Source organism: Paenibacillus phocaeensis (assembly GCF_900021165.1).
Taxonomy (GTDB): Bacteria; Bacillota; Bacilli; order Paenibacillales; family Paenibacillaceae; genus Fontibacillus; species Fontibacillus phocaensis.
In genome coordinates, this window is sequence record NZ_FCOQ01000018.1 from 603613 (window position 1) to 630411 (window position 26799).

Annotated in this window: 29 protein-coding genes and 1 tRNA gene; 19 read left to right on the forward strand and 11 right to left on the reverse strand. The window is 42.8% G+C overall.

Annotated elements, in window-relative coordinates; genetic code table 11:
- Window positions 1-12: 12 nt before the first annotated feature.
- Together BN3795_RS12800 and BN3795_RS12805 are read left to right on the forward strand one after the other, a co-directional pair.
- The gene (locus tag BN3795_RS12800) at window positions 13-336 is read left to right on the forward strand and encodes a DMT family transporter (protein ID WP_059043857.1); all 324 of its coding nucleotides are present in this window, start codon (window positions 13-15) and stop codon (window positions 334-336) included.
- 4 nt (window positions 337-340) lie between these two features.
- A complete protein-coding gene (locus BN3795_RS12805; protein ID WP_068785030.1) occupies window positions 341-1228 on the forward strand; it encodes a metallophosphoesterase family protein in 888 nt (295 codons plus the stop codon).
- A 581-nt stretch (window positions 1229-1809) separates the two neighbouring features.
- Here the strand turns inward: BN3795_RS12805 and BN3795_RS12810 are convergent.
- Both BN3795_RS12810 and BN3795_RS12815 read right to left on the reverse strand, forming a co-directional pair.
- Complete coding sequence (locus BN3795_RS12810; RefSeq protein WP_068785031.1) at window positions 1810-2379, reverse strand: hypothetical protein; 570 nt, start codon at window positions 2377-2379, stop codon at window positions 1810-1812.
- A gap of 74 nt (window positions 2380-2453) precedes the next feature.
- Window positions 2454-2843, reverse strand: coding sequence for a VOC family protein (locus BN3795_RS12815; protein ID WP_068785032.1), 390 nt, complete (start codon window positions 2841-2843; stop codon window positions 2454-2456).
- 236 nt (window positions 2844-3079) lie between these two features.
- Between BN3795_RS12815 and BN3795_RS12820 the strand changes: the two genes are divergently transcribed.
- Entirely contained in the window at window positions 3080-3283 is a 204-nt protein-coding gene (locus BN3795_RS12820; RefSeq protein ID WP_068785033.1) for a hypothetical protein, read from the forward strand.
- 276 nt (window positions 3284-3559) lie between these two features.
- Here the strand turns inward: BN3795_RS12820 and BN3795_RS12825 are convergent, their stop codons facing one another.
- From BN3795_RS12825 to BN3795_RS12835, 3 genes are all read right to left on the reverse strand, one after another.
- Window positions 3560-5080: a hypothetical protein gene (locus BN3795_RS12825; protein WP_198524704.1), complete on the reverse strand. Its 1521-nt coding sequence runs from the start codon at window positions 5078-5080 to the stop codon at window positions 3560-3562.
- 14 nt (window positions 5081-5094) lie between these two features.
- Window positions 5095-5868 carry a hypothetical protein gene (locus BN3795_RS12830; protein WP_068785035.1) on the reverse strand — a complete coding sequence of 258 codons (774 nt, stop codon included), beginning with the start codon at window positions 5866-5868 and terminating at the stop codon, window positions 5095-5097.
- Between the two features lie 254 nt (window positions 5869-6122).
- The gene (locus BN3795_RS12835) at window positions 6123-8240 is read right to left on the reverse strand and encodes a KAP family P-loop NTPase fold protein (RefSeq protein WP_068785036.1); all 2118 of its coding nucleotides are present in this window, start codon (window positions 8238-8240) and stop codon (window positions 6123-6125) included.
- A gap of 258 nt (window positions 8241-8498) precedes the next feature.
- On the opposite strand from BN3795_RS12835, the gene radC reads away from it, so the two are divergent.
- The 5 genes from radC (at window position 8499) to BN3795_RS12855 (ending at window position 10832) form a co-directional block, all read left to right on the forward strand.
- Window positions 8499-9098, forward strand: coding sequence for a RadC family protein (gene radC / locus BN3795_RS12840; protein ID WP_068785037.1), 600 nt, complete (start codon window positions 8499-8501; stop codon window positions 9096-9098).
- Window positions 9099-9267: 169 nt separating this feature from the next.
- Window positions 9268-9618: a helix-turn-helix domain-containing protein gene (locus BN3795_RS25070; RefSeq protein ID WP_110945154.1), complete on the forward strand. Its 351-nt coding sequence runs from the start codon at window positions 9268-9270 to the stop codon at window positions 9616-9618.
- 14 nt (window positions 9619-9632) lie between these two features.
- Window positions 9633-9839: a hypothetical protein gene (locus tag BN3795_RS12850; RefSeq protein WP_068785038.1), complete on the forward strand. Its 207-nt coding sequence runs from the start codon at window positions 9633-9635 to the stop codon at window positions 9837-9839.
- Window positions 9836-9976, forward strand: a complete 141-nt coding sequence (locus tag BN3795_RS25560) for a hypothetical protein (RefSeq protein WP_198524705.1) — start codon at window positions 9836-9838, stop codon at window positions 9974-9976. Before BN3795_RS12850 ends, BN3795_RS25560 begins: the two co-directional genes overlap by 4 nt.
- A gap of 34 nt (window positions 9977-10010) precedes the next feature.
- On the forward strand, window positions 10011-10832 hold the full coding sequence (locus tag BN3795_RS12855) for a copper amine oxidase N-terminal domain-containing protein (RefSeq protein ID WP_068785039.1): 822 nt from the start codon (window positions 10011-10013) through the stop codon (window positions 10830-10832).
- 17 nt (window positions 10833-10849) lie between these two features.
- Here BN3795_RS12855 and BN3795_RS12860 read toward each other — a convergent pair whose 3' ends face one another.
- Window positions 10850-11899, reverse strand: a complete 1050-nt coding sequence (locus BN3795_RS12860; RefSeq protein ID WP_068785040.1) for a hypothetical protein — start codon at window positions 11897-11899, stop codon at window positions 10850-10852.
- A 190-nt stretch (window positions 11900-12089) separates the two neighbouring features.
- Entirely contained in the window at window positions 12090-14027 is a 1938-nt protein-coding gene (locus BN3795_RS12865) for a hypothetical protein (protein WP_068785041.1), read from the reverse strand.
- 211 nt (window positions 14028-14238) lie between these two features.
- Here BN3795_RS12865 and BN3795_RS12870 point away from each other — a divergent pair, with 211 nt between their 5' ends.
- The 4 genes from BN3795_RS12870 (at window position 14239) to BN3795_RS12885 (ending at window position 18361) form a co-directional block, all read left to right on the forward strand.
- Window positions 14239-14430: a helix-turn-helix domain-containing protein gene (locus BN3795_RS12870; protein ID WP_068785042.1), complete on the forward strand. Its 192-nt coding sequence runs from the start codon at window positions 14239-14241 to the stop codon at window positions 14428-14430.
- 60 nt (window positions 14431-14490) lie between these two features.
- Window positions 14491-15633 carry a site-specific integrase gene (locus BN3795_RS12875; protein ID WP_068785043.1) on the forward strand — a complete coding sequence of 381 codons (1143 nt, stop codon included), beginning with the start codon at window positions 14491-14493 and terminating at the stop codon, window positions 15631-15633.
- Between the two features lie 247 nt (window positions 15634-15880).
- Entirely contained in the window at window positions 15881-16582 is a 702-nt protein-coding gene (locus tag BN3795_RS12880; RefSeq protein WP_068785044.1) for a hypothetical protein, read from the forward strand.
- Window positions 16583-16630: 48 nt separating this feature from the next.
- Window positions 16631-18361 (forward strand): caspase family protein, encoded by a 1731-nt coding sequence (locus BN3795_RS12885; RefSeq protein WP_068785045.1) that lies wholly within the window; start codon window positions 16631-16633, stop codon window positions 18359-18361.
- Window positions 18362-18594: 233 nt separating this feature from the next.
- Here the strand turns inward: BN3795_RS12885 and BN3795_RS12890 are convergent.
- Window positions 18595-18667, reverse strand: a tRNA-Val gene (locus tag BN3795_RS12890).
- Window positions 18668-18939: 272 nt separating this feature from the next.
- Here BN3795_RS12890 and BN3795_RS12895 point away from each other — a divergent pair.
- From BN3795_RS12895 to BN3795_RS12905, 3 genes are all read left to right on the forward strand, one after another.
- Window positions 18940-19221, forward strand: a complete 282-nt coding sequence (locus BN3795_RS12895; RefSeq protein WP_068785046.1) for a hypothetical protein — start codon at window positions 18940-18942, stop codon at window positions 19219-19221.
- Window positions 19222-19461: 240 nt separating this feature from the next.
- On the forward strand, window positions 19462-19914 hold the full coding sequence (locus BN3795_RS12900; protein ID WP_068785047.1) for a GNAT family N-acetyltransferase: 453 nt from the start codon (window positions 19462-19464) through the stop codon (window positions 19912-19914).
- 66 nt (window positions 19915-19980) lie between these two features.
- The gene (locus BN3795_RS12905) at window positions 19981-20220 is read left to right on the forward strand and encodes a DUF3892 domain-containing protein (protein WP_068785048.1); all 240 of its coding nucleotides are present in this window, start codon (window positions 19981-19983) and stop codon (window positions 20218-20220) included.
- Window positions 20221-20280: 60 nt separating this feature from the next.
- Here BN3795_RS12905 and BN3795_RS12910 read toward each other — a convergent pair whose 3' ends face one another.
- Complete coding sequence (locus BN3795_RS12910; protein WP_068785049.1) at window positions 20281-21018, reverse strand: MBL fold metallo-hydrolase; 738 nt, start codon at window positions 21016-21018, stop codon at window positions 20281-20283.
- A gap of 180 nt (window positions 21019-21198) precedes the next feature.
- Here BN3795_RS12910 and BN3795_RS12915 point away from each other — a divergent pair, with 180 nt between their 5' ends.
- Together BN3795_RS12915 and BN3795_RS12920 are read left to right on the forward strand one after the other, a co-directional pair.
- Window positions 21199-21753 (forward strand): copper amine oxidase, encoded by a 555-nt coding sequence (locus BN3795_RS12915; protein WP_068785050.1) that lies wholly within the window; start codon window positions 21199-21201, stop codon window positions 21751-21753.
- Window positions 21754-21887: 134 nt separating this feature from the next.
- The gene (locus BN3795_RS12920) at window positions 21888-22205 is read left to right on the forward strand and encodes a DUF1292 domain-containing protein (protein ID WP_068785051.1); all 318 of its coding nucleotides are present in this window, start codon (window positions 21888-21890) and stop codon (window positions 22203-22205) included.
- A 70-nt stretch (window positions 22206-22275) separates the two neighbouring features.
- Here the strand turns inward: BN3795_RS12920 and BN3795_RS12925 are convergent, their stop codons facing one another.
- Window positions 22276-23751 (reverse strand): aminotransferase class I/II-fold pyridoxal phosphate-dependent enzyme, encoded by a 1476-nt coding sequence (locus tag BN3795_RS12925; protein ID WP_068785052.1) that lies wholly within the window; start codon window positions 23749-23751, stop codon window positions 22276-22278.
- A 186-nt stretch (window positions 23752-23937) separates the two neighbouring features.
- Here BN3795_RS12925 and BN3795_RS12930 point away from each other — a divergent pair, with 186 nt between their 5' ends.
- Window positions 23938-25206 carry an MFS transporter gene (locus BN3795_RS12930; RefSeq protein WP_068785053.1) on the forward strand — a complete coding sequence of 423 codons (1269 nt, stop codon included), beginning with the start codon at window positions 23938-23940 and terminating at the stop codon, window positions 25204-25206.
- 47 nt (window positions 25207-25253) lie between these two features.
- Here the strand turns inward: BN3795_RS12930 and BN3795_RS12935 are convergent, their stop codons facing one another.
- Window positions 25254-25877 carry a YktB family protein gene (locus BN3795_RS12935; protein WP_068785054.1) on the reverse strand — a complete coding sequence of 208 codons (624 nt, stop codon included), beginning with the start codon at window positions 25875-25877 and terminating at the stop codon, window positions 25254-25256.
- Between the two features lie 173 nt (window positions 25878-26050).
- On the opposite strand from BN3795_RS12935, the gene BN3795_RS12940 reads away from it, so the two are divergent.
- A complete protein-coding gene (locus tag BN3795_RS12940) occupies window positions 26051-26647 on the forward strand; it encodes a hypothetical protein (RefSeq protein WP_068785055.1) in 597 nt (198 codons plus the stop codon).
- Window positions 26648-26799: the final 152 nt, after the last annotated feature.

A 26799-nucleotide genomic window follows, 5' to 3' on the forward strand; every position in this document is an offset into this window, starting at 1 on the left:
TGGAAGAAGATCATGGGGTGGTTATTCCTGGCTCTGGCCATCGTGCTGGAGTTGTCCGGCACGGTGTCGATGAAGCTGTCGGATAGCTTTACCCGGCTGGTTCCTTCGGTGCTGATGTTTATTTTTTACGGAGCCAGCTTTACTTGCTTGAACTTTGCGCTAGGATATATGAAAGTAAGTACTGTATATGCCATTTGGTCGGGGGTGGGCATCGTATTGATCTCTTTGGCGGGAGGCCTCCTGTTCCAGGAGAAACTGTCGGTGCCTTCGATCCTGTGGATCGGGGTGATCGTCCTCGGCGTCATCGGACTGAATTTGAGCGGCAAGGGAGGATAATGAAATGGGAGATCGAAATGTGACGCAAGAGGGCGAGGGCCGGCGGGACGAGGAGATTTTGCTTAGGTTTCAGGTGATCACCGACACGCATGTACGGAGCGACGAACAGCATACGCATAACGTCAATCTAGAGCGGGCTTTGCAAGATATCGCGGAGAACGGGGCTGGAAGCGTCGGAATCATGCATGCGGGGGACGTGACCGATCACGGGTTCCCGGAGGAATACGAAGTGTGGAATCGGATCTGGGAACGGTTTGGCGGGGCGTTGCCTCCGCTGTATGTGACGATGGGGAACCACGATGTCGCGCTCGGAAATTGGGAGGCGCGTTTGGGGCAATTTTTGCGCGGCACGGGGGCGGAAGGCATTTATCATGATCATTGGATTCACGGGTATCATTTCCTCTTTCTCGGAACGGAGGAAGGGTTGGAGTTATTCAGCTCTCTTTCGGCGAAGCAACTGGCTTGGCTGGACGAGAAGCTGGGGGAAAACGCAGCGGCGGACCGCCCGGCGTTCGTATTCCTGCATCAGCCGCTGCTGAACACGGTGGCCGGCTCCTACGAAGCGCAGCGCTGGTACGGCGTCGTGCAGGATGCCGAGCTGCGAGCCGTACTGGCCCGTTATCCGCAGGCGATCCTGTTTACAGGGCATACCCATTGGGAGCTGGATGCGCCTCACACTTCCTATGGCATCGAGGGCCAAGGGCCGGCGATGTTCAACGCGGCTTCGGTCGCCTACCTATGGACCGATGAAGACGAACACAAGGACGGCAGCCAGGGCTTCTACGTGGAAGTCTACCGCGACCATGTCCTCGTGCGCGGCCGGGACTTCGCCCGCGGCGAGTGGGTGGAGGCGGCGCAGTTTCGGGTCGAGTATCCGCGGGGTAGCAGGTGAATGGGTGGACGTATGGTGAACAGTAACATACTTTAACGAGAACGCGTTAACGAGAACGCGTTAACGAGAACGCGTTAACGAGAACGCGCTAACGAGAACGCGCTAACGAGAATGCGCGCCGAAAATGGCGCGTGTTTTTTGCGCGGTGCTAGGGAGGGGCGTAATACAGGCAAGAAGCAACCAGTCCGTTTGCTGGTGTTGGTAGTTGAATGGTGAATGGTGGTAGCTGAATGCTGAATGGTGGTAGCTGAGTGCTGAGTGCTGGTAGCTGAGTGCTGATGCTGAATGCTGAATGCTGAATGCTGAATGCTGAATGCTGGTACCGGTGCCGGTAGTTGAATGTTGATGCTGGTAGAGCTGTTTTGCTTGCTAGTTGCTAGCTCGGTTGCGCTAACGGAAACCAGAGCCGTTATTTGAGTCCGAACACAATGCCTCCCCTGTTAACGGAACTCACAGCCCTTATTTGGGCTTGAAGAGGTGAAATCGTCGCCGAAAGCGTCAAATAAGGTCACTCCAGTCCGTTAGCGCGGGAAATACCCGGGAAATGAGCAAATAAGGTCGCTATATTCCGTTAGAATTAGCTACTCTCCAATAGAGTTGGCAATCTGAACAAGCTCAGAAATCCGGTACAAAGGAACAAAATCACCATCTTCCACCTTGTTCGCCGCTAATGCATAGGTTAATCCTTGATTTCTCCAATATAACCCGCTTAAGTTCGGTGTGCTTTGGATCCAGGTTTGTGTCCCGTCGTTTAGTTTAGGGCCCTTTTTTCCCTCCGGCTTGGATTTATCCGGTGAATTGGAAACAGCCCAGATCAGTTGTTCTCCACGATCCTCATTCGCAAAGGTCAGTTGTATCAAATCGAAATTAGCAGGGACGATATCGGCAGCCTGATGGGTAATAGCAAAAGGAACCTTAGGAATAGGAACCTCAAAAGGTACCGCAAGCCGAGTTTCTTCAAAAGATTTGCAACACTCTGTGCCCGGTTCCCATACGGCTACTCCATTACTTATTGATAATCCTGCAGAATGCCGGGGAGTTTGATGGATATCCTCAGCAATGGGTGAGGCGCTTTTCGGTTTCTCAGTTCCACAACCACTAGCTAGGAGCAGAAGAGCAACAAGTAAACACACCTCTATTATTTTTTTCAAATTTATCGACTCCTGTTAAAGGTACCCATAGTCTAGATTATGAACAAATTTAGCCCGATCCTCTCCCATTAATACTAAGGAGCCACTAATTCAACCTTTATTCGGTCGGGGTCTTCAAAAAATAGAGCATAATAATTTTCTCCACCCGCGAAAGGATGCTTCTCTTTGTAAAGCACGTTCATTCCCTTGGAGCGAACTTTTACAGTCAACTCATCCACTTGTTCTCTCGAAGTCGCATGGAATGCCAAATGGTTCAGTCCAACCCGACAACGATGGTAGGGCACATCCAAGTGTTTTTCTTTTGCTTGAACAAACACAAGGTAGGTGTCTCCTAATTTCCAACTACGACCTTCTTCCCATTGCTGATATGGCGTATAACCAAGCTCTGACAGAAACCACCCCCAGAACTCAGCCGAACGCTTGAGGTCGGATACATATATCTCGATATGATGTAGTAATCCCAAATGATTTCGCCCCCTCTTTCAATTTCGTCATGGCCCTGATTCACACAGCCCTCATCAAAAATACCGCATCTACTTTTATAATCACGGAAAATCCAATGCGCCAGCACTGGAGAACAGTTCAATAATTCTGTGCTGGTTTTCCAGGACAAGACGTTGATCCGCTGATTTATTTTATCAAAAATTAATACTTATCACTATCGAGATATGGTTGGTATCCAGGGGGAATCATTAAGAAGGTGAGTACAGATATTGAGCGGCGCCGGGCAACTGGAGAGCAGATTGAGCCGCTGAAGAAGCGGGAAAATAGCAAGCGGATCGCCGAGCGGATGGGCTGGTCCAGCATTAAGATGCTAGACAGGTATTCTCACATCACGCCGCACATGCAGCAGGAGGCAGCGGACGCATTGGGAGAAATATTTTCTCGGCACCAAACTGAATAATTTGGAGGCTTATTTGAGTGCAAATAAGCCCCCATAAAACGCGAAAAACCCTTGATACCCAAGGGTTTTCGCTCTATGATCTGCAGTGGGCTCGAACCACTGACCCCCACCCTGTCAAGATGGTCAAGTAGTTTTGAGATGTAAGAAAATTATGTCAGCAAACCACGCATGACAGGGGATTTTAAGTATGAGAAGTTTAATTATTTAAGGGAATGAAGGGATAAAAATAGATAAATTCTTGACCAGTAGATTGACCAAATCAAAGTGTCAAAAGTATTACATCCAAATTGCCTGAGCCACAATATTATCAATTCTTTCAACCCAATATGTCCCTATATCATGTAAGCTTGCAATCGACTCTTGCTTGGTATTAACTAACTCCCCAATTGTGTTTATACCAGCACTTTTCAATATCCCTAAACGGTAACTAGTCAAACCGTAAGGATATGCTTTAGATTTTTCTAACCTTTCTATCGGCATGTTTAAAATTCCTAAATCCTTGTCTAATGAGGTTTCGGGCATTGTAATTTTCGAAAACTCATTTGCTGTGTCTCCTGCTTTAAATACTTGAGCGAACTCTTTTTCAGCTAAAAGTAGTTTTGAATACAAATCCGATGTAAGTCTAGAAGGAGAAATATATTCTAATAGAGTACAAATATTTATTGCATAGCGTGGACCTCGACCACCTGACTTCAAGGCCCTAGAGGTCTCTCTTTTAGAAATAAAACCTATATACTCCAGAATTTCAAAAACTTTCTTCAAGCGTTCTGTATGGTCTCTGTGTATAAGACATGATGCACCATAATCTGGTTTGCTAATAGAATCTGCAACAATTTTGAAAAGCAGTTCAGCAACTTCTTTCGCCGGGTCTACCAAGGGCTCATATGGACCCAGTTTTGGCTGCAATTCTTCAAAGAGAGGCCAGTAATAATCATTGCTTAAAAATTTTATGGTTTCTTCGAGATCAGGTAAACTGATTCCATCGTTTCTTTTTCTATCGAATAAAAAATTGCATGCATATATAAAAGCTCGGACATTGCCCATTACTGCCCTTCCAAGAAAAGTTGCAACCTCATCAAGCTTAAGCATTCTTGAGAATTCAATCTCAGAAACAAATTCTGGATATCTCTTTTTCATAATATCTGTAAAAAATGTACTAAATGAATTTGATAACTCGGTTCTAGCAATATCGATCACAACAGCATCATTTAATAAATCAAATCTATCCCCAAAAGCAGTAACTCCAGGGTAGATAGTAGCCTTGCAAGATATTTGGTTACTTGATAACGTTCTGAATACATCAAAAAATTCTTTTAGAGAAGCTTCGCGGCCTATGTGGGCAACATCATCAAAATATAATACTATTCTCCTACCGGAAAGATCAGATAATTGTGTTAGTTGTCTTTGAATATCAGATACGTCAGATGAAGGACTTAACTCTTGATATTTATAGTCTATTTTTCTTAAATGGGCGTTTACATGATTTACCAGAAATTCACATAGAATTCTTTCATATTCCAATCCAGTGGATCTTAATAGGGGTAAAGAACGACAACTTACATATATCCCCATTACTTTTTCCTCTATCGAAGGCGTTCTATTTATACGGTAGTACGCTTCTTTGAAGAGAGTACTTTTTCCAATTCCACGTCCACCGCGTAGCAGAACAGGACCATGAGCTATTAGTTTTAATATTATTCTATCCTCATACTCAGTGAATGTGTGATAACTTTCAAAATCCTGATCTGTAAAATCCTCTGCCGCAAGTGCTAATAAAATACTATTTTCATCCATCATAGAACCACCGATCCTTACTTATAAGTTTCTTTTATACCTAAATATGTTTCATAAGCTTCTTCAAGTAATACTGTGCAACTACTCGTATCAATAAAATGACTCAATAAACCAACTGTTGATATAAACTTCATCAAATCTTTTAAAGTGTCCTTTATTGTATTAGCATCAAGTGTATTTTCCAAATTTATTATCAACTCACTATGTACACCTTTTGATAAAGTTGAGTACAATTTTGTTACATCCTGCCTTAATCTTGGAGCAAGTTTGTCTATCGTGAAATCATCACCGTAATCGACAAAAAAGTGCGTTCCCAGATCCCTGTAGTCTAAAGCTTTAACAAAAGCAGGCTTCCAGAAAATTTCAAAGAAATATATGCCGAACAGTGGTCTTCCAACTTTGTCAGAAGACAATTCATTATGCCATAAATCAGAAGGGACCTTATCCCCATACTTTTCAAAAACATCTCCTGCCCACTGTACAGCAATTGGCATCCGCTTATCGGCAGAAAAGTTCTTCTTCTGTACATTTTTAATCGAGATTAATCTGACTGGATCAATCCTTCCTATCATTGTATTACAAAATGCTTCTAAAAGTTTTCTTCCGTAAAAGGAGCCTAGTAAACTAATATTCTCTTCCTCTTCCATGTTCATCAGCATGGGAACAATTGCATTTTCCATCTTTGTTATTATGTAAGATTGATACTGAAAAACATCTTTTAGTTCTGTATGCCTATTAAATTCCCCACAAATTAATCTAGATAAATTGCTCTGTAAAATATTCATATTCATTAGTACAAGACCCCATTAGTTTTAATTACATGACAAAATTATATCATGTATTATTGAATTGTAAGATACTACTTTTCTGGTTATTCTTTCAACAAAATGAGTTTCAGCGATTGAGAAATCCATAGTAGTTTCTCACAGCTTTATATTTTTTGAAATCACAACACTTCTACTCATCTGGAGAGGCAAAGAGGGTTAGGTGTGTTGTGAATTTTGGAATGGCCTTATTAATAAGGATTTTAGTGAAAGTTGACCATTTACTCAAAAATATCATCGCTGCTTTTTTGTAAAAACAGTTCAATTGCCCGTTTTTCTTCAGCATTTAACTCTGAATAAAGTACATCCTCTTTTAAGTTACTGATTCGCTCTGTGAGTTCATCCAAATCAAAAAACTCACCTATATTTTTTTTATTAATTTTCCAAATTCTTCGCCCAACATAATCTCCAAGTGAAGACACAGTTCCTTCACCGACAAAGTGGGAGATGAAAACAACCAAATCTCTATCATTATTTTTTAGTTCGTTGAGATAGCTATTAAGCAAATCGTGCTCCCCGTATCGTTTCCAGCAAAATAGCAGAGAAGCAAACTTTTTATGTTCTATAAGCCTTTTGTCTTTAGACCATCCTATGATTTTCGAGAGTAATTCAGCCTCTACGTTAGTAAGCTTTTCCTCGGACATAGTTTGTTTTTCTTTTGGTTCAGCTGGCCTTTCGTCAGTACCATATTCTCGTCGTAAATAACTCAAAAAGTGGGAGGGAGAATAGATACTGTTGTTACATGATTGAATGACTTCAAGTATTATTTCCTCTCTTTTCTCAAGAATATCAAAACGCCAAAATAAATTATAAAGTACTCTTGATAATCTGAAACTTGAATCAATAAATCCCCAAGCATCTGTTTTTTCAGGGAAACTATCCCCTAAATCAAGAAGCACTGAAGCAATTATTTTGATATTTTCAATAGGTACGATGTCTATATAATCCACGATTTTTTCAAGAAATCTGTTAATTCGATTATCATTAATTAGGCCTTGGACAAACTCTTTGAATTCAAATTTATTAATAGCTGTTTGATAAATAGCTGTTTTAATTACTTGGCTTGGTATCTCTTCCTTAGCCAGAGTTAATCTAAAATAGTTATCAAAATAGTCTGAACTACAAATTCTCTTTTGCTTTCTCCATTCAGATTGCCAGCCAGAGTCATACCTCGTTCCTCCCAGTATTTCCTCTAATCTAAGGAAGATTCTCTTTAATAGTTCAGTAATCTCTATGCCTTCAGATGAGGAGGAAATTATCTCATCATACTTCTTCTTCATCTCATCTTTCTTGTATTGTATATTCCAGAAAGAATCAATCGTTTCAATAAATAATCCTTTATTTTCTCTTATCTGGTGGTAAAGATCAGGGAGAAAAACTTGAATCGCTACAATGGAAATTAAGTCAACAGGATTAACATCATCTTTTATCATTTCAAAACTAAAAGAAAGTACATTGCAAAAGCGGTTAATATCACGCATGTTCTTTATAAACTGCTTAATACCTCCGAGATACACATTTCCCCAATATGTTATATCGAAGGACTCTTCTGGAATATCGTTAATAATGCTGTTCAACTTACTAAAAAATACTTCTTCCATTTCACTTTCATTAGCAGCTGGAACAGCAATCGGGACCTGAATAATCTTTTCCAAATAGTCGTCACCGGAACCACCTTGGAGTTCTTCCAGAGCAGCCACTACAACATCTTTATCAAAAGCTACTAAGTAAATGGTATTATTAAAATCCCCTAACGACTTTATTAATTGAAATATTTGTTTTATTTCTTGTCTGTTAAGCCTATCGATATCATCGATAATTATTAGTACTTTTACTTCTAAACTTAAAAGAAGTTCATTAATTTCGTTTTTTAATTCAGATAATTCTTTTGTGTCCTCTTTTAAAACTTCCGCGATATCAGAGCCTAGTTCGGAATATTGTCCGACTACCGGTATATACTTTAGAGGTTTCAACACCCTGGAATAAGATAATATTTTTTGGGTGATCATTTTAGCCTTTTCTGCGATTGTTTTTTTCTTAATTACAGCTATCATTTCATTGAAAAACTGTTGAATTAATTGATTTTGATCAGAGTAGTTCCATGGATTAAACTTAAGAATTATCATTCTATTTTCAAGATTGATTTGTTGGTCTTCGATAAATTCAAGACAAAGGTTGATAATTGAAGTTTTCCCCGTACCCCAGCTTCCGTATAGTCCAACCACAAAACTTTCTGGATTCGTATACCTCAAAAAAGCTTGCCCCAGAGAATGCGAAAAAGATGTTCTTCCTAGTGAATCTTCTTCTTTACGCTTAATAGGAATATCGCTGTTAAACATACGTTCCTCCTTGATAAGGGCTCTCTTCAGATAGATTTATACGAATTTTCATTCTGGAGACTCCTGTATTGTAAAAGTATTAAACCGTCTTAACATACTTTCGAATTGGGTCAAATTACATTGTTCTCCCAAAAAATATTATCACCTTCCGAACAATTGGTCTATTATCGGAATACATGTGTATTTCGTGAATTGCCATTTTTCAAATCTATATTATTGATTGGATACGCAAGCAAAATTAAGGGAGGAATAGCTTTTATGGACCAAGATATCTTAAAAAATCTAGTTTCAGATTCTCTGAGAGAATCCAGTGACAGCTATACAATTCAAGGATTATTTGAATGTTTTCCTACCACAAAAGAGTTGATTGGGGCATCGGAACAGCAATTATTGTCGATTAAAGGAATAGGAAAAGGAAAAGCAAGACAAATAACAGCAATGTTAAAGCTTGCAAAAATACTCACTTGTCCCGAGCCTTGTCAAAGCGTAATTAGAAGTCCTCAAGATGTATTCAATCTCCTTGAGCCAGAACTCCGTTTCGAGCAAAAAGAACACTTCATATGTCTCTTCCTTAACAGCAAAAACTGCCTTATCTTCAAGGAAATCATCTCTATTGGCTCTCTGAACGCAGCTATCGTGCATCCAAGAGAAGTATTCAATGCTGCTATCAGACGTTGCAGCGCTTCGCTTATTTGCGCACACAACCATCCTAGCGGCGATCCAGAACCTTCCCAAGAGGACGTTGCACTAACAAAGAGGCTGGTGGCAGCTGGTGAAATCATAGGAATTGATGTTCTGGATCATGTCATCATTGGTAACAATCGATTCTATAGTCTGAAGGAACATGGTCATTTCTAAAAAGTACGTCTAGCGCTTAAATTTTCGAATCATATATTTCATTCCATGCTTTTATCCACGGTTTAACCACGCTCTGTACCAATTCCTTACTATATCCACTTAAATCCGTACTATATCCTGTTGAGCCTCTTTCCTAAAAATTCTATCGTTTGATTAGGGGTGAGGGGAAATGAGCAGCATTGAATCTATTGGAGAAAATATAAGGCTCTTACGAAATAAACGCGACCTGAGTCAGGAGCAACTTGCTTTAAATGCTGGGGTAAATACGTCATACATAGGACAAATCGAACGGGGTGAAAAGAACCCAACGATTAAGACATTAGAGAAAATTTCATCGGCACTAAATATCGATTTGATCGATCTATTGTATCCTTCTTATCCCCCAAAAGGAGGTGTACAAGCTTTCTGTAAATATGTAGACGTCAATCTTACCCCTGAAAAGATAAAGCAGTGTCTGTTGGAAGTGTTAATTGATACAAAAATAGTCGGTGATAAAACCAATATTCTAAAAGAAGAATAATTGAGGAGGATTAGATGGGCGAAAAGATGATGGAAACAACGGGCAGAGCCGCAATAGCTGGAGGAGGAGCGCTTACGGGCGCTGCTCTTGGCGCTGCCTTAGGAACATTAGCTTGCCCTGGTATTGGGACGGGTATTGGTTACTTGGTAGGAGTTGGAGTAGGTTGTCTTGGAAGTATAAAGCTCACAAATAAATGGTTAAAGAAGGAGAGATTTTCTTGAATGAAAAATGGGAGCAAATCATAACATCAGCCAAAGACGCCGTAAGCCTTACTCTGGAAAACGGCTTTGATGTTTTTAAAACGGCCAAGGACTTGAATGATTCCTATGGCAAGAAATCGGATTCCGAGAAAAAGTAGTAATCCCAACAAATAAAAAAAAGGTGAGAAGAAAATGTTGAAAAGACTTGTTATTTTTACTGTATCAATCATAATATCATCTAGCTTGATCGGACAGAATTTTGTATCTGCTGCTGAGGCTCTGAATAAACGAATCATTCTTAAAGTCAACGATGCCGGGATGTTTATCGATGATGCCCAATTAACGACTTATATCGATCCGGTAACATATGCTGCACCAACAGTTGTTGATAACAGAGTTTTGTTACCTATAAGTAACATCATTAAAGAGTTTGGCGGGACATCAACCTGGGAACCAGCTCAGAAAAAGATAACCCTTAATCTGAACACGAACAAAGTGACTCTTACTCTCGATAGTAGGAAAGCGTATGTCAATGGAACACAAATTAGTCTGGATGTTGCCCCAACTACAATATCCGGGAGAACCATGGTTCCGTTAAGATTTGTTAGCGACCACTTAGGCTTGCAGCTTGTTTGGGATCAAAAAAATCAAATTATAGCGCTGTATCAAGGTGATTTTGACAATATACCTACAGACTATAGCGGATATTTCCTTCCGATCACCTCGGAGGATTCGAGCAGCGGTTCTTCTCAAGATAACAGCAGTCAAAATACCACAAGCGATAAACCTATATCTAAAGAAGGCGTAACCATCAAGGTAGGAGATCGCGTCCAATTCAGCTTCTTTTATGGTGAAGTAACAAAGATTGACGGTGGCCGAATTCTTGTTTATTGGGACAGTAAAGACAATCTATGGCTCAAAGACGAAGATGCAGATTTTATGGCTATGTTAGCGGGGATCAAGTACAAATCAAGCAGTTGGATTGATGCAAGTGATTTGACAGTCGAACAGTAGTATTAAAAAGCAGCAGACTACAAAGCGGTCTGTTGCTTTTTTTGGGTAAATTCCAGCTCTATCATTTTACGCAATCCTCTTAATTTTTTGAATTTGTGGTTATCTGGTAATGTAACCGGGTTTATATCCATTGCTCGTAATCTCTGTATTAAACTACTGAACTCTTTTGAGGCTTTTAAAGTATCCTGGCTATTCATAATAAAAAGGCTTTTTGCCCGATATATACTTCCAACTTCATTTATGCTTTTGATAATTCGAGTAAGTTTGATGCGCATTAAATTGCTTTTTTCATTTTTACGGACATGATCAATTGCATCAGTAAAAGCAAGGTAATCTCCTGAACCTACAATATTATCGAAAAAAGTAAGAATTGTTTTTTGACTAAAACTAGGGTTGAGAAAATGATATAGTTCTCCAGAACAGTTTCTGTATTGAATCTCTAATCTGAGAGTGTTTCTAACTGGTTCGATATTTACTTTCGGAATTAGTCCCTCTTGAATTTTTTTACCGAGCACAATATATCTAAAGTAAAAATTTACGGTTACATTTTTCGAAGCAATATAGAAATTATGTCTCGAGCCCATAAATAGTTGTGTTCTTTTATCATTCAACATATATGACGGTATATTAGATTTTTTGAAGAGGAACAAGTAAGTAAGAATAAGTTCTTCTTCAACTTGAAGATCAACGGCTGGGTCAATTCTCTTTACTTTCCAATGTAAAAGATCAGGCAAATATTCAAAGATCCCCATTATCTTTTTGAAGCTTTGCCGGGCCTTCTCAAATTCATAACCTTGGATAAGGTCAAAGTAATTTCCTTCATCAACAAGAAGTTTAGGACGGAGAAGAATCTCAATCGCTCGATAATTCTTTTCGCGGTTATATCTCAGTCTAATTTCCTCAAGTCCATATTTAGAAAGACAGAATGTAATATATGCGTTCTTATCCCCGGGAGCAGGAAATAACTTTGAACCAGATAAGCTGTAGCTAAGTGTGTTCAATCGTTCAAAAAGATCGTTATACTCCGTTTTGGTTAACTGATAAAAAATGTACATGGTATCAAACATAAGATAGTCACTCCAATCACAGTGTAGGATTTAACGAAGGTAAGAGGTACTCTACCAGAAGAGGGGGTAGTATATCTTAGCACTTCGATTAATACTCTGTTTGGAGTATGATGATTTATAACACTAAATAAAAAGGTACATAGACATTTAACATCATGTCTATGTACCTTTTTATTCATTCATAAATCCCTCAATGACCCATAATATCCAAATCTTCAGCCATTTTTTTTAATGATGTGGGCCTTGGCTTTCTCCATGATCTATCCTGTTCAAGTTCAACCATCTGTGCTCCCGATTCCTTTATAATGGAATTACGTTTTTGAATCTTACTATCTACAACTTCCATTATTTCAGGAATCATTTCTGTTTTAAAATTAATAACACGACAATAATCCATGTTACCGTTATTTTTGGACTTATATTGTGTTGTAGTATTATGTTCATTAAAAGTTATCAGATTGGAGTCATCTAATAATTTGGCGATCTTTTTATTACCAATAAAGATAGTTCGATTATCTAGTGAATCGCGAATACGATTTGATATTAATGTATAAATAGTTTCCCAATGTAATTTTAGCACTTTCTGCTGCTTCTCAAACTTAATTGTTCCATAAACATTACGGTCAAAATCTAAATGTGAACTCTCTTCAGAAATAATAATTTCGTCATTCTTAATTAATTCATATAGAGTTTCTAAAAAGAGTTCTACATTTGGTTCAAATATTGTTTTATATTGGTCATCAAATAATTCAAGAAAAACTTTTTTTGCTTTGTTACAATTGGATATACACTCTTCAGGTGTGATAAATCCTCTCTCAGTGGCGTATGTCATATAGAAATTATAAGCAATTATTTGATGGGCGAACCCATCTGTATACCTAGCGTTTGATTTTTTGTTAAGTTCGTCTCTTAACTTCTCAAAGTCCTTTTTGTAATCTTCGATAAAAGTCGAGTTAAGTTTACCGCTTAGCCACTCAAGGTAGTATTTAATAGAAGTTGGTATAAAAAAAGTGTCTTTGTACTTGTTATAACTTTTTGCCCTAATGGGATCAAAGGACTTTTTCTCCTGATTAAATAAATTATCCATCTTGACTCGAATGATACGTCTTATTGATGATTCATTTTTATCACTTTGATCTAAGAACCTTTCACCAGTTATAAGCAGCATTCCTTTGGAAATTCCACTATCGTAAGACAAAACAGTTCTATCTCCAAGTTCTCTAATTACGTCTTCGACCTTATTGATAACTGTGTATTCCTTTTGTGTAGTCTTCGATGTTCCAAAATCATCGATGATAAAAACACAGTCTTTTTGTTCTTGAATATTAGGTAGAAGCTCTAAAGTCTTGTGGGCGTCTACTCTAGCGACATTTTCCATCGTGAAAATGTTAGTAAAGAAAGTAGTAATTGTAGTTTTACCAAGCCCGGTGCCTCCCATAACCCATAGTAAATAATTTGGGGATAACGCTTTAGTCTGCATTAACGGGGTGGTTACTATTGCTGTTAATAAGAAACTTAGTAAGGAATAGGATAGTTTCAAATCAAATACTTCAGTAATCTCCATAACTCCAAGAAAAGCTTCTTTTTCTGTTAATTTCTCATCAATCTTTAATCTAAACTTGTTACTTTTAGTTCTTACATCCTCATTGACTTCCCCAATGTATCCACCACCATGTAGATAGAACCATTTGTTGCTGTAATAATGCCATCCAATGGTGTCATACTCAATCCAATTTTTTACTTGATCTTGTGCGTCAAAGAGAAGATCGAGAATGACCTTATAAGTAACTGCTTTTTTCCCATATAGTTCACAAAAAGGGCTCCATTTTTTAATCCAGTTACTGTTATGTAATTCCGAAAATGACACTTCGATTCTTTTCAATACTTGTTGCCCCCTTACAACTCCAATAAAAACGTATTTATAAGGTTCTACATCTCCAGTGTCTTTTGAGACCTTTTTTACGAGTTCTAAAGGGATAATAAAAAAGTTAGCAAGAGGTAGTTCTTTATTAAACAGTACTTGGCACAATTCACCATGTTTATTTACTCTGAACTTATCTTCTGAATAAAACCATCTGAAACGATTTATCCAGTCTTCCACTGTGAGCTTTTCTTCTTTTTGATTCATTTTGATTGCCTCACTTAAAAAAATATGAAAATACGATGGTAATGATGAATATCTAACAGATTTTCAGATTTTTTCTTTGTAATGAGAAAAGAGTAATGATTATGATTGATTATACTTAATTAAATCCAATTTTCAATAAACAATATGGTAATCGTATTGCCTAAAATTGAAAGTTTATATTATTTCTTTGAAAAATAAAGGAGGAATGGCGATGCTCGAAGACTATGATGATATTGTTGACATTGAATGCATGATGGGAATTCTTGCGATTGGACGAAATAAAGCGTATGAATTACTTAGGTCAGGCCAAATCAAATCTTTCAAAATAGGAAAATCATATAGAATTCCAAAGCAATGTATCAATGACTACATTTGGAAGAAAATTGAGCAAAAGCTAAAATGAATTGAGTCATGACCAATCGGTCGTGACTTTTTTGTTTTGAGATTAATGGAGGGAAACATAATGGCGGGTAGAACAGTAAAGAAAGACGGCAACAGTTGGTATTTCGTTCTTACACATGGAAAGAAAGCAAACGGGAAGCCAAATCAGTACAAAAAACGAGGGTTTAAAACGAAGCAAGAGGCGATACAAGCACTCAATGAACTGGAACACACATTACTTACCGGAACCTATATAAAGCCCCACAAAATGACCTATCGGCAATACATGCTTGAACAGTGGCTTGAGGATAAACAAACTAGGGTAAAGCAGCAAACCATCGGAACATATCGTTGGTTGGTTGAGCTACATATTTTACCAACACTAGGGCATGTAGAACTTACCCAGCTTACGCCAATGATGATTCAGCAACTTTACAACCGTCTTACCAAGGAGAAGTCGTTATCCGATGAAAACATTCAAAAAGTCCATACGCTAATAAATGATTCGCTTAAAAAAGCTGAACGTTGGGGACTTATCCAGAAGAATCCCGCTTCGCTGGTTGATCGGCCTAAGGCGGTAAAAAAAGAAATACAAGTTTGGAATCTGGAGCAAGTTAAGCTGTTCCTTAAGAACGCTGATTTAAATGCTCGGTATTTTATAGCCCCGCTTCTGGGATTAACCACTGGAATGCGAATAGGTGAGATATTAGGTTTGCGTTGGAAAGATGTAGACCTTGAACGGGGATTTGTTCGTGTAACGCAAACCTTAAGCAGTGATGGAAAAGAACTTATGCCTTACACCAAAACTGCCTCAGGAACGAGAACAATCGACTTGCCCCCTGAGACGATCTCATATTTGGAAATGCATAAGAAGCGAATTGATAAGGAACGTAAGTCCCCGTTGTATCATGATTTGGATTTGGTCGTTTGTACGGAGTTCGGCACTCCTACCAACAAGAGCAACATCAGGAGATTTTTCAATGCTCAGATCAATAAGCTGGGACTCCCCAAAATCCGATTTCATGATACGAGGCATACCCACGCCACACTTCTTCTAATTCAAGGCGTAAATCCGAAGATCGTTAGTGAACGTTTGGGCCATGCAGACGTCAGAATAAGCCTCGATACTTATTCGCATCTACTTCCGAGTATGCAGAAAGAAACCGCAATTATGTTTGGTAAAATGCTATTTGAGGAAGAAAAGGAGGAGGTTATTTTGAACTAGCCAGAGGTTCGAAAATTACTTTTAAGTACTGAGAACCCTTACGTGGTAAGGGTTCCTTCATTACAACTATCAGTGGTGAAACAATTGGGGAGTGGGTTCGGATATAATTCATGATGATTTACATTCTTCGTTATATCAACTAGATCTTAAATTGTTTTTCTTAGAAATTTGTGAAAAAGATACTGGTGAGAAAGGTAAATCTAATACGAATATAGAAAACTTATTATAAAAATAGGAGGTAGTAAAAGTGATCAAATCTAAATATTTTATTGAAAAATTTAACCAGCATAATATTAAAGTGCTTGCCGGTTTAATGACGGCTGACAAAATAGACATTTTCTTTAACTATAATGATATTGATGAGTTTTTAATTTTTACTACTGAGTTAGAAATGAATTATGTTTTTATGAATGTTGACTATTTGAAAGAACATGAGATTGAGTTTATAACAAATGAAGTGCTCGAAGATTATGGATCGCCACACGAGTATGTACGTGATATACAAAAAGAAGTTCAAGCCTACAATGAAAAAATGAAGAAATTGCAGAAGCGGGTTGGTGAAGAGCAAAGTATTCACTTTTTCTTTTCACATAATGGATCAATTTATTCATGGTTGTCTGTTGACGAAGAGTTAGAATACGAAGATGCAGATACTTTTCTTGAGGAACTTATTGACAATTATGACAATGAGATCAAAGAATATAAAGAAAACCAAAGAAGTTCAAATATTAGCATGCTATTAAAAAACAGAAATGAAATTGAAAGGCTTATACTCTCGGATAATGATTTTAAGTACCATACAACAAAAGATCTCAGAAGAACTTTTTCTAATATGTTGTATGAAGCGAATAGAGATTTTTTTAAATCGATAAAATTGCATGAGTATCAGTTATTTGATTTTGTTGAAATAACTTGGAATAAATACAAAGATAATGTTAAAAAGAAATAGTGCAAATTATTTGCGAATTCTAAGAACCTGAATTAAAGGAGGTAGAACATGTCTGTTACATACAGTTCAGAATATACGAATAGTTTCGCTCTTATTATTGGAATTAATAACTACCAATTTGTCAATCCATTGGACTATGCCTGCAATGATGCTCAAGAAGTTGCCTCAACATTAGTTAAGGAATTTGGTTTTTCAGAAGATAACGTTACACTATTACTAAATGAAGATGCGAGTAAAGCGAATATAATGAAACACTTTTTGAAATATGCAAACGGTAATACTGATACTGACGACAGGGTATTTATTTTTTATGCTGGACATGGACATACGATGACTGGAAAGCGCGGTGAAACTGGATTTTTAATTCCTGTAGATGGAAATCCTGAAGATATTTCAACCTTCATCAGGTGGGATGACTTAACACGAAATTCAGATTTGTTTAAAGCAAAGCATGTATTATTTGTTATGGATGCATGTTATGGTGGATTAGCTATTACAAGATCACTTCAACCAGGGAGTGCTCGATTTCTTAAGGACATGCTAAGAAGGTATACGCGCCAAGTATTAACAGCAGGGAAAGCGAATGAAGTTGTAGCTGATGCAGGAGGGCCTATTCCGGAACATTCTATATTTACTGGACACTTTTTAGAGGCGTTACAAGGGAAGGCTGCACAACCTGATGGTACAATTACAGCGAATGGAGTAATGGCATACGTATATCAAAAAGTCTCAAATGATATCCATTCAAGTCAAACACCACACTTTGGTTATTTCGATGGTGATGGTGACTTTATATTTAAAGCCCCTATTTTAAATTCATTAGTCGATGACAAGTATGATACAGATGTAATTGTAGAAGTTCCAGCTACTTTTACTGATAAAACGCTAAAGCGTGATACTGAATTAATTGAACTAATAAAAGAGTACTTATCTGAAGAACGGTTCCGTATTAAATTGGATGATTTAGTCAACACACAAATAAGAAAATCAATACAGTTATTGAATCAAGAAGAGTTTTCTATGGACGATAAAGATTTTACAAATCAAAATGTGGAAATGCGATTGTTTAAATATGAACAAGCAATTACCGAGCTTCAGCTTATATCAATATGCCTAGCTTATTGGGGAAGAGAAGTACAACAAATATCTATAAAGAGAATTATTCTTAGATTATCAGAAAACGTTAAATCAAATTCCGGTTATCAATTATGGGCTAATATGGAATGGCACCCATTGATGTTTTTGATTTATTCAACTGGCATAGCAGCAATAATAAATGAGGATTATTCAATGCTGAAGGCGATATTAACTACAAAAATCGCAACAAGATATGATGACAGCAAAGAATTAGTAGTAACTTTGTTGGATAAAATAGATGAACAATCAGTTGATATATATAAACAACTTTCTAATTACGAAAGAATGTATACGCCAAGGAGCGAGTACTTATTCAAAAAGCTTCAACCTTCTTTAGACGATTTACTCTTTCTCGGAGCCGGTTATGAGGAAGCGTTTGATAAATTTGAAATTATGCTTGCCCTAATCTATGCTGACAAATCTAAAAGGAGCGATGAGTGGTTCTGGGGACCTCCTGGAAGATTTGCATGGAAGTATAGAAGCCAAGGACGTGGTCAATTTGTGCAGATTAAGGAAGAGGCCAATGAAATGAAGAATGAATGGCCACCATTAAAAGCTGGGTTATTTAATGGGTCTATTGATCGATTTAATGAAATATACGCAAAATACCAAACGTTTTTACATAAACTCGGCTGGCATTGATAGACTTGACTATAGATGGAATTCAAAATATATTTTTTTCACTAAAATAAAATGGCTATAAGCGATCAGATAAAATTCTGATCGCTTTTTCTTTTATAACAATTGCCATTGGACATAAAAAAGAGACCTTCTTGACCAAATCTTGACCATTTGTATGAAATTGATTCATTTGCTACTTCTAAAAAAGTAGCGAGAAAGCAAAGAACCCTTACGCTGTAAGGGTTCTTTGAGTATGATCTGCAGTGGGCTCGAACCACTGACCCCCACCCTGTCAAGATGGTGCTCTCCCAGCTGAGCTAGCAGATCAAACTTATAGTAAAGACAAAATTTATCTTATCAGGCGGAGGGATTCTTGTCAACACTTCCCTGAAGTATAAGGAGCCGGGACCCTGCCAACAATGGAGGAGGAGCGACATCCGGTCAGGAAACGCTCTGCGAAGGGCACACTTGCGTCAGCGGAACGCTTTACATTCGGGGATTCGTCATGCCCTACATTCAGCGGAACGCCTTACATTTGGGGGATTCGCCATGCCCTACATTCAGCGAAACGCTCTACATATAGAAAGGAAGTTGAACAGATGCGTCGGACCTACCCAAACCGCCGGATCCGCCTTAACCCACATAACCATGATCACACTCCATCGCCAAATAATGAGATGAAGCAGCCGCGGGCTTGGTCCCTCTGGGCAGCCGTGGCCGGAGCCGTCCTGCTGCTGGCTATAACCAGCGCCTGCCGTCTGGCGCCGGACCCGGAGACGATGAACCAGCAAGCCCGCGCCTTCCCTTGGCCGTTTGGCCCATCGGTATCGGACGGCGTATATTCGCCCACGATCGTGGAGGATGTGTATTCCACGGAATAGACGCCTATTCCTCGTCCCACTTGCGGGAATAACCTTTCTTCGTCACGTAAAACATGGAGACGATCAGCAAAGCCGCGATCAGCACCGCAGCGGCAATCGTGATGCCCATGATCATAACCCCTTTGCCAGCTCCTTTCCGCCGATATATATGTAGAATAACTATACATGAAAATGATTTTTTTGTATAATGATGCAGTTTAAACAAACCAACAGACAAGCTTTAACGGGGAGGGGAACGAAATGTCGGCTGCAACGATCATCCATGTGGAGCACGAAGAACAATTGCACAAATGCCTGGACATCCGTAAAGAGGTGTTCGTCGAGGAGCAGAAGGTCCCCATTGATTTGGAGATTGACGAACACGATCAGATCGGCCCGGATGTACATCATGTGCTAATTGAATTGGAAGGGGCTTATGCCGCGACGGGCAGGCTGATTTACTATAAAGACAACGCGGCCAAAATGCAGCGGATCGCCGTTCGCCAGGAATTCCGCTCGAAAGGGGTCGGCAAAATCCTGCTGCTCGCCCTGGAGGAGCTGGCACGGGAGCTGGGGCTCACGAAATCGGTGCTGGATGCGCAATGCCAGGCCGAAGGATTTTATGCCAAACTCGGATATGAGACGATTTCGACCGAACCATTCGATGATGCCGGGATTCCGCACGTCCGGATGGTCAAACCGTTGAAATCCTAAAAACATAGATTATGAGGTTTCGGGGCAAGCTAGATCTAACCTGATGAAGAGGAGATGAACCAGTCAATGGCCCTGAATACCAGAGAAACCATTATTGCGATAAGAAAGAACGGCGACGGGGATTTGGAGGCGTTTAAAACGTCCAGCGGACGCGTGTTGGATTACCAGCAGGCACTGCAGGAAGTCAAAGCCGGTGCGATCGCCGGTGTCAACGTGTTCAAGGGGCGGGACGGAGAGATGTATATCCGCGGCGATGCCGACGGGGATCCGTCCAATAACCTCGACAATTTGCCTGGTTTCGAATAACGTTGACCATTCCCTATAACGAGAGAACCCTGCGGGCGTATGGCCCGCAGGGTTATTTTTTTACAGTGTATATACTTCGTGCTGACGCAGAAACTCCATTTCCCCGGTGGCCCCCCGGAACGACTCCATCTCATCCCCGTAATGCATTAACAGGGTCTTGCGTTGGAATTCGGCAGGCAAGGTCAACAATTCCTGCAGCGTCGTATGCACCTCGCCCGAACCGGTCAGTTGAACCTCATGCAGGATTCGGCGGCAACCTCGTTCGCGCACAAGCTTCTCCAGGAGCTCCGGTTGAAACGTCTTATCCGCACTGTAAAAAATCTCGTCATTGATATAAAGCGAATAACTCGGTTTCCCCGGGATATGCGGCGTTCGGATGATCTCCACCTTCAATTCAGGCGCAAGCTGCGCCGGCTGGCCTTCCGCCAACAACCGCACCTCAAAGACATCGTCCAGCGAGTGAATCACGCCGTCCTGGCTTAACCCGCCTTTCAGCGTATTTTCCCATAACGGCTCCACCAGATTCTCGGCGATATACAGGATCGGCTTCGGTGCTGTCCCGAATTTTCGGCGGAAGGCCAGTTCTTCCAATCCCCCGACATGATCGCCATGGATATGGGTAATCAGCACGGCGTCGATCTCCTCCACCGGTTTGCCGATCGCGTGCAGCGCCATGGGGGCGGTGATTCCGCAGTCGATCAGCAGGGTGAAGCCTCCGGCATAGAGGAGCGCGTTGTTGTTGAAATATTTTTTGGCAAACGCTCCGCCGGTACCCAGCATTTGCAGTTGCAATGGCATCAGGAATCCCCCTTTAGCAAAGTATGGATCATCTTTTAACTGTACACAATTTCCATAAGAAACAAAAGCCTGGCATCTCTCGCCAAAAAAAGTGCCGTCTTTTCCCATCACCACCGCAACTTGACCGGGATCGGAGAGTATAACTTTACATCAACAGGAATCAAATGGAGGGTCAAATTCATGAGATGGAGAAGAGTTGCATTACTGGTGGTTGCTTTCTCTCTAATGGGGGGTTCCCTGCTGTTTGCCGATGCCGCAAGCCAGAAGGTGAAATTGCTGCTGAATGGCCGCGAGCTGGAGGACGGCGGATATATCGTGGACGGGAAAACCTATGTGCCGGTTCGCAATCTTGAAGGCTTGGTCCAATATGACGACAGCGCCAAAACGGTGAATTACTATAAACCCAATGTGCACATGTTTCTCTTCACGGATGATGCGGTGTTTGGGGATGTGAAGAAGACGGGAAAGCTGAAGTTCAACGTATTTTCACAAATCGATAATTTACGTACGGATATCGCTGCGGTACGGGTGTCCATTACTGCTCCGGACGGGGCATCCAAAGAAATTCAGACGGATGAAATCAAAGAGCAGCGGGATAACTTCTGGTTCCGGACAAAGGATTTCACATACGATTTCAAGTCGCCGGGCCGGTATACCGTAGGGTTCTACATGCAGCCGTCGAACGGGTCGGATTTCGTATTAGTCTCGGAAAAGAGCATTAATGTCTTGAAATAACCGCATGGGGAGCCGCCGATCCGGCAGGATTCACGAAAATTGACCTGTCCCACCCAAAAGTGTTACGATACGGGGGAAAGAAGCGGGAGACCCTGCTTTGCTCCATTAAAACATACTTAAAGCGAGGTAATTTCATGAGCGACCACAATCACGAACACGGCGAAGCATGCGGCCACGATCATGACCATGATCATGAGCATGAAGAGTTTGTGTTGACGCTGACCGACGAAGAGGGGAACGACGTAGAGATGGTTCTTGTCGAAACTTTCGACGTTGGCGAGAAAGTATACGCGCTGCTGCTCGAGCGCAACAATCCGGAAGCGGACGGCATCATTCTCCGCATGGAAGAAGAGAACGAGGAAATGGTGCTTTACAATATCGAAGACGAACAAGAATGGAAACAGGTGGAAGCAGCTTATAACGAGCTTGTCGCCCAAATGGATGAAGCCTGATCTGAGTTTCGTCCCCTGGTTTTAAGATAAAAAGCTCCCCGGAAGCGGGGAGCTTTTTGATTACTTTGACTCAGAAAATCGGATCGGCTTCCACAATCACCTTAACCTTATCGATATACCGGTCCTCCGGCCCTTTCACCGGCAGGCCAACTTCGACGTGATCCACGATATAGTCAATATTGTCCTGGGAAATGACCTCGCCCGGAAGCAGAATCGGAATCCCCGGCGGATACACGTAGATAAACTCGGCGATAATCCGCCCGGCCGATTCCTTAAACGGAATCACTTCGGTATCCGCATAGAAGGCATCCCGCGGAATCAGGGAAAGATGCGGGATTTCCGGGATCTTGACGATCAGCTCGTTGGCGTTATTTTCTTTATAGTAGGTTTTGGACAATTCGCGCAGGGCGGTCAGCAAAATTTCAGCCGTTTCCTGCGTGTCCCCCGGCGTAATCAGGCACAGGATGTTGTACATGTCGCTGAGCTCCACTTCGATGTTGTAGTGCTCGCGCAGCCAGTTTTCCGTCTCATATCCGGTAATTCCCAAGTGCCGGACATGAATCGTCAGCTTGGTCGGATCATGGTCATACGTCGCTTCTCCGCCTAAAATCTCCCGCCCGAAGCAATACAAGCCTTCGATTTGGTTGATTTCCGACCGCAGGTAATGCGCCAGTTCCATGGCCCGTTCGGCCAATTCCCGTCCGTGCAGCGCCAGATTGCGGCGCGCCGTGTCGAGGGAAGCCAGCAGCAGATAGGAGGTGGACGTGGTCGTCAGCATGCTGATGATCGTCTGTACGCGCTGCGGGTTAACGTAACCATTCTTGGTATTCAGGTTGAGAACCGAGCTTTGCGTCATCGAACCGCCGAGCTTGTGCACGCTGGTGGCTGCCATATCGGCTCCCGCCTGCATGGCCGACATCGGCAGTTTCTCATGGAAATGAATATGCACGCCATGCGCTTCATCGACCAATACCGGCACGTGAAAGCTGTGGGCCAGATCGACGATTTCCTTCAAGTTGGCGCAAACGCCGAAATACGTCGGGTTAATCACCACAACCGCCTTGGCGTCGGGATGACGCTGCAACGCGCGGCGGACGGAAGAGGTTGTAATCCCGTGATCGATGCCGAGATTGGCGTCTTGCGCCGGCGAGACAAAGACCGGCTTCGCTCCGGCGAAAATAATCGCCGACATCACGGATTTATGAATATTTCTCGGGACGATAATTTTATCACCCGGCGAACAAACGGATAGTATCATAGTCATGATGGCCCCACTGGTCCCTTGCACCGAGAAATAGGTATAGTCGGCGCCAAAGGCGTCTGCGGCCAGCTTTTGCGCCTCTTCGATGACGCCGGTAGGCTGGTGCAGGTCGTCCAGGGGAGCGATATTGATCAAGTCGATGGACAAGGCGTTGTCGCCGATGAACTCGCGGAATTCTTTATCGGTGCCGAGCCCTTTCTTGTGCCCGGGAATATGAAATTGAACGGGATTGCCGGCCGCGTGCTTTTTCAGCGCAGTGAAGAGCGGCGTGCTTTGATGATCCATACGGGCCATCCCTGCCTTTCGTCTACATAATTTTCAAACAAGCTTGAGTATAGCAAAATGCGCCCGGAATGCAAGCGAATGACGACGGTTTTACGCAAAATTGACGGAATGCGGGTTAAATTGCCGAGTAAAACGGACAGAATGAGAAGGAAGACGTGATCGGAAACCAGGAGAGGGGGCTTTTTCGTGGAACTGACAAGCGGAATCACGCGAAAAAAATGGCTGAATCCCACGTTCGCCAGCCTGTGGCTTATCATGTTTTTGGTGGAATTCGTCAAGGGGTCGTTAATCGTATCCATCCTGCCGGTCTACATGGGGGATGTGTTGAGCCTTAGCGCGTTTGCAATCGGTTTGTCTTTTTCGATGCAGTATATAGGGGATAATCTGTTTCGCAGCCCGGCGGGCTGGCTGATTGAACGAATCGGCTTTCGCCGGACGATGAGCCTGGGGCTGTGCATCACGCTCGGCGCCGTGGCGATGATCGCGTTTCTCCCGTCCATGGGGTTTCTCGTGCTTGGCTGCGCGCTGCTGGGCATCGGAACCGCGCCGCTGTGGCCTTGCGTCTTAATGGGGATCACTGCCGTCACGGAGGAGAACAACAACTTTGCGACGGCGATGGGCGTCATTCAGATTTCCAGCCTTGGGGGAACCGGACTTGGGCCCGTGATCATCAACTTTTTCCTGCATGATTCCTATCGGCCCGTGTTTTGGTTCCTGCTCGGATGCATAGCGCTGGTCGTCCTGGTGTCGTTGTTCTTGCCGGGAAAATCGGGCGGTACTGCCGCCGCAGGCAAGGCGAAATCCGCCGTCTCGGGAGACGCCTCCCCCTTTGCCAAGAGCGGGGGGATCTGGAGGCAAATGCGCGCCTCCTTTCGTCATATTCGCACGCATCTGAACGTCAGCCCGCTGTTATATCCGGCGCTGTTCCTCCAATCGTTCGCCGTCGGTCTGCTGACGCCGGTGATCACGCTGTATGTTCGCAGCGAGCTCGGGCTGTCGCCGGAGACCTTCAGCGCCATGCTTGTCGTCGGCGGCGGGATTACCGTCCTCGGGCTGATTCCGATCGGCAAGCTGGTCGACCGTCTGGGGACACGCTGGTTTCTGCATACCGGCTTCGCCCTGGCGGCGGTGTCCATCGGCTTGTTTGCCCTGACGCGGGAGGTGGCGCTCGTTTGGTTGCTCGTGATCTTGATCGGTTGCAGCTATGCGTTTATCCTCCCGACGTGGGACACGATGATCTCGCATATGCTCCCCAGCGGGGAGAAGGGGACGGTCTGGGGCTTGTTCCTGACGATCCAGGGCTCGGGCATGGTCGCCGGGCCGATCATCTCCGGCAAGATGTGGGACCTGATCGGCCCGAACGCTCCGTTTCTGGCCAGCTCGGCTACGATGGCGCTGCTCTTCTTCCTGCATATCGGCCTCGCTCGCACGCCAAAAGCCTCCCCGAAGCCGTAAGGCAGGGGAGGCTTGATGCGTTTGAGGGCAAGCGAGGGGAGGCGAACCTAAAACGCGTTCTTGTACAGCGGCAGCAGCGTTTGGAACGTCTCTTCGACGGTGTGAATCAGCTTGCTTCCGTCGGACACAATCGGGTCGTTCCGTTCCAGCCGCAACCCGCACAAGGCTTCGGACTTCTTCACCGTCTTCAGCTGTCCGGCCCAGGCCTTCAACTGCTTGGCATCGGTATCCCGGTGCAGCGTCCCTTCCGGACTCATATGATCCAGGGACCAGTAGAATTCGGCCGGAATTGTCTTCTTGATCTGTGCTGCCTGCTTGTCCAGGTAATTTGCAAACACGGCCTTATTCGGACTTTCATAAATCACGGCGAAAATGATGAACAGATGCGTGGAGAACATCCCCACCTGAAAATGCGGCAGCGCTTTATACCCGCGTTTGCTGGCCGCCCAGGCGACCCATGTGTCGTTCGGCGGGTTGACCGTCCGGCGGGCATGCTTGGCCACATGCGGGAACATCTCTTCCCCGCTTAAGGCGGACAAGAAGGGAGCCAGCTCCGTGCCCAGCGTCTCCAGCTTCGGTCTAATGCGGCTTATGATCGCTTCCATCCGGGGCTCCAGGCCGGGGACGGTTAAGGCGTCGAAATCTTGTGTCGTAAATCCTTGAAAGGACATCGATAAATACCTCCAACTTGAGCATGAATCTGATGCGGTGCGATTTGCACGGTACCAGTATAACATATTTTCTGCGTCATCCCCGGCCCGTACCGGGTAAAAATAATCAATAAACCAAGTTCCCTTACATAAGATGAAGTATAAAATAAGGTAAACCGTTAGGAGGGAGTGCCGTGAACAAAAGTTACGAAGTGGAATACTGCAACCTGGAACTCCGATTCGACCGCCGGCACATTCAACAATTGATCCGCGACTTGATCCAAGACGGGTATTCTTTATATTGGAGCGAGAACGAATCGCTCTTTATCATCTCGGTCCGCACCGGACGAAAGCTGACCAAGCTGCGGTTTCAGCGTCTTCCCAAAGGATACAAGCTGGTAGGCGATTACGTCATTCGGGATGTCAAGCTGGCCGAATGGCTGGAGAAGCTGATCGGGGATCTGCGCGGTCATGCGGTGGTCAAACGGTTTAAGGATCGTCAGATCCTGGTCGAGAATATTTTGTTCGGGGAAGTCATACGTCTGGTTGAAATCTCGGGAATGGAGCATCGCGTCATCTATCAAAAAGGGCCGGTCGTCGACACGGCGCAGATGGCCGAATTGTTCGCATCCGAATCCGCGGAGCAGCAACTGGCGCAGCTGCAGGAGGAACTCGACGCCGAACTGGAACGATTGTTCGAAGCGATCCAGCAAGGGGACGCCGAAGCCTCCGAAGCCTGCAAGGAGAAGCTGCGCAAGCTGCGGCTCGAGTTGATGCAGTTGGAATGGTAACCCGGGAAAAAGCTCATCCTAAGGGAGGGAGTGCCTGTTCGATTTCGGCAACCTACCCAAGTCAATCCAAAGGCAAATCCTTGGCTCCCACGGCGTTGGGGGTTGTTTTTTGGGCGAATGGCGCGGGGTTCACTTCTGTACACAAAAGAGTT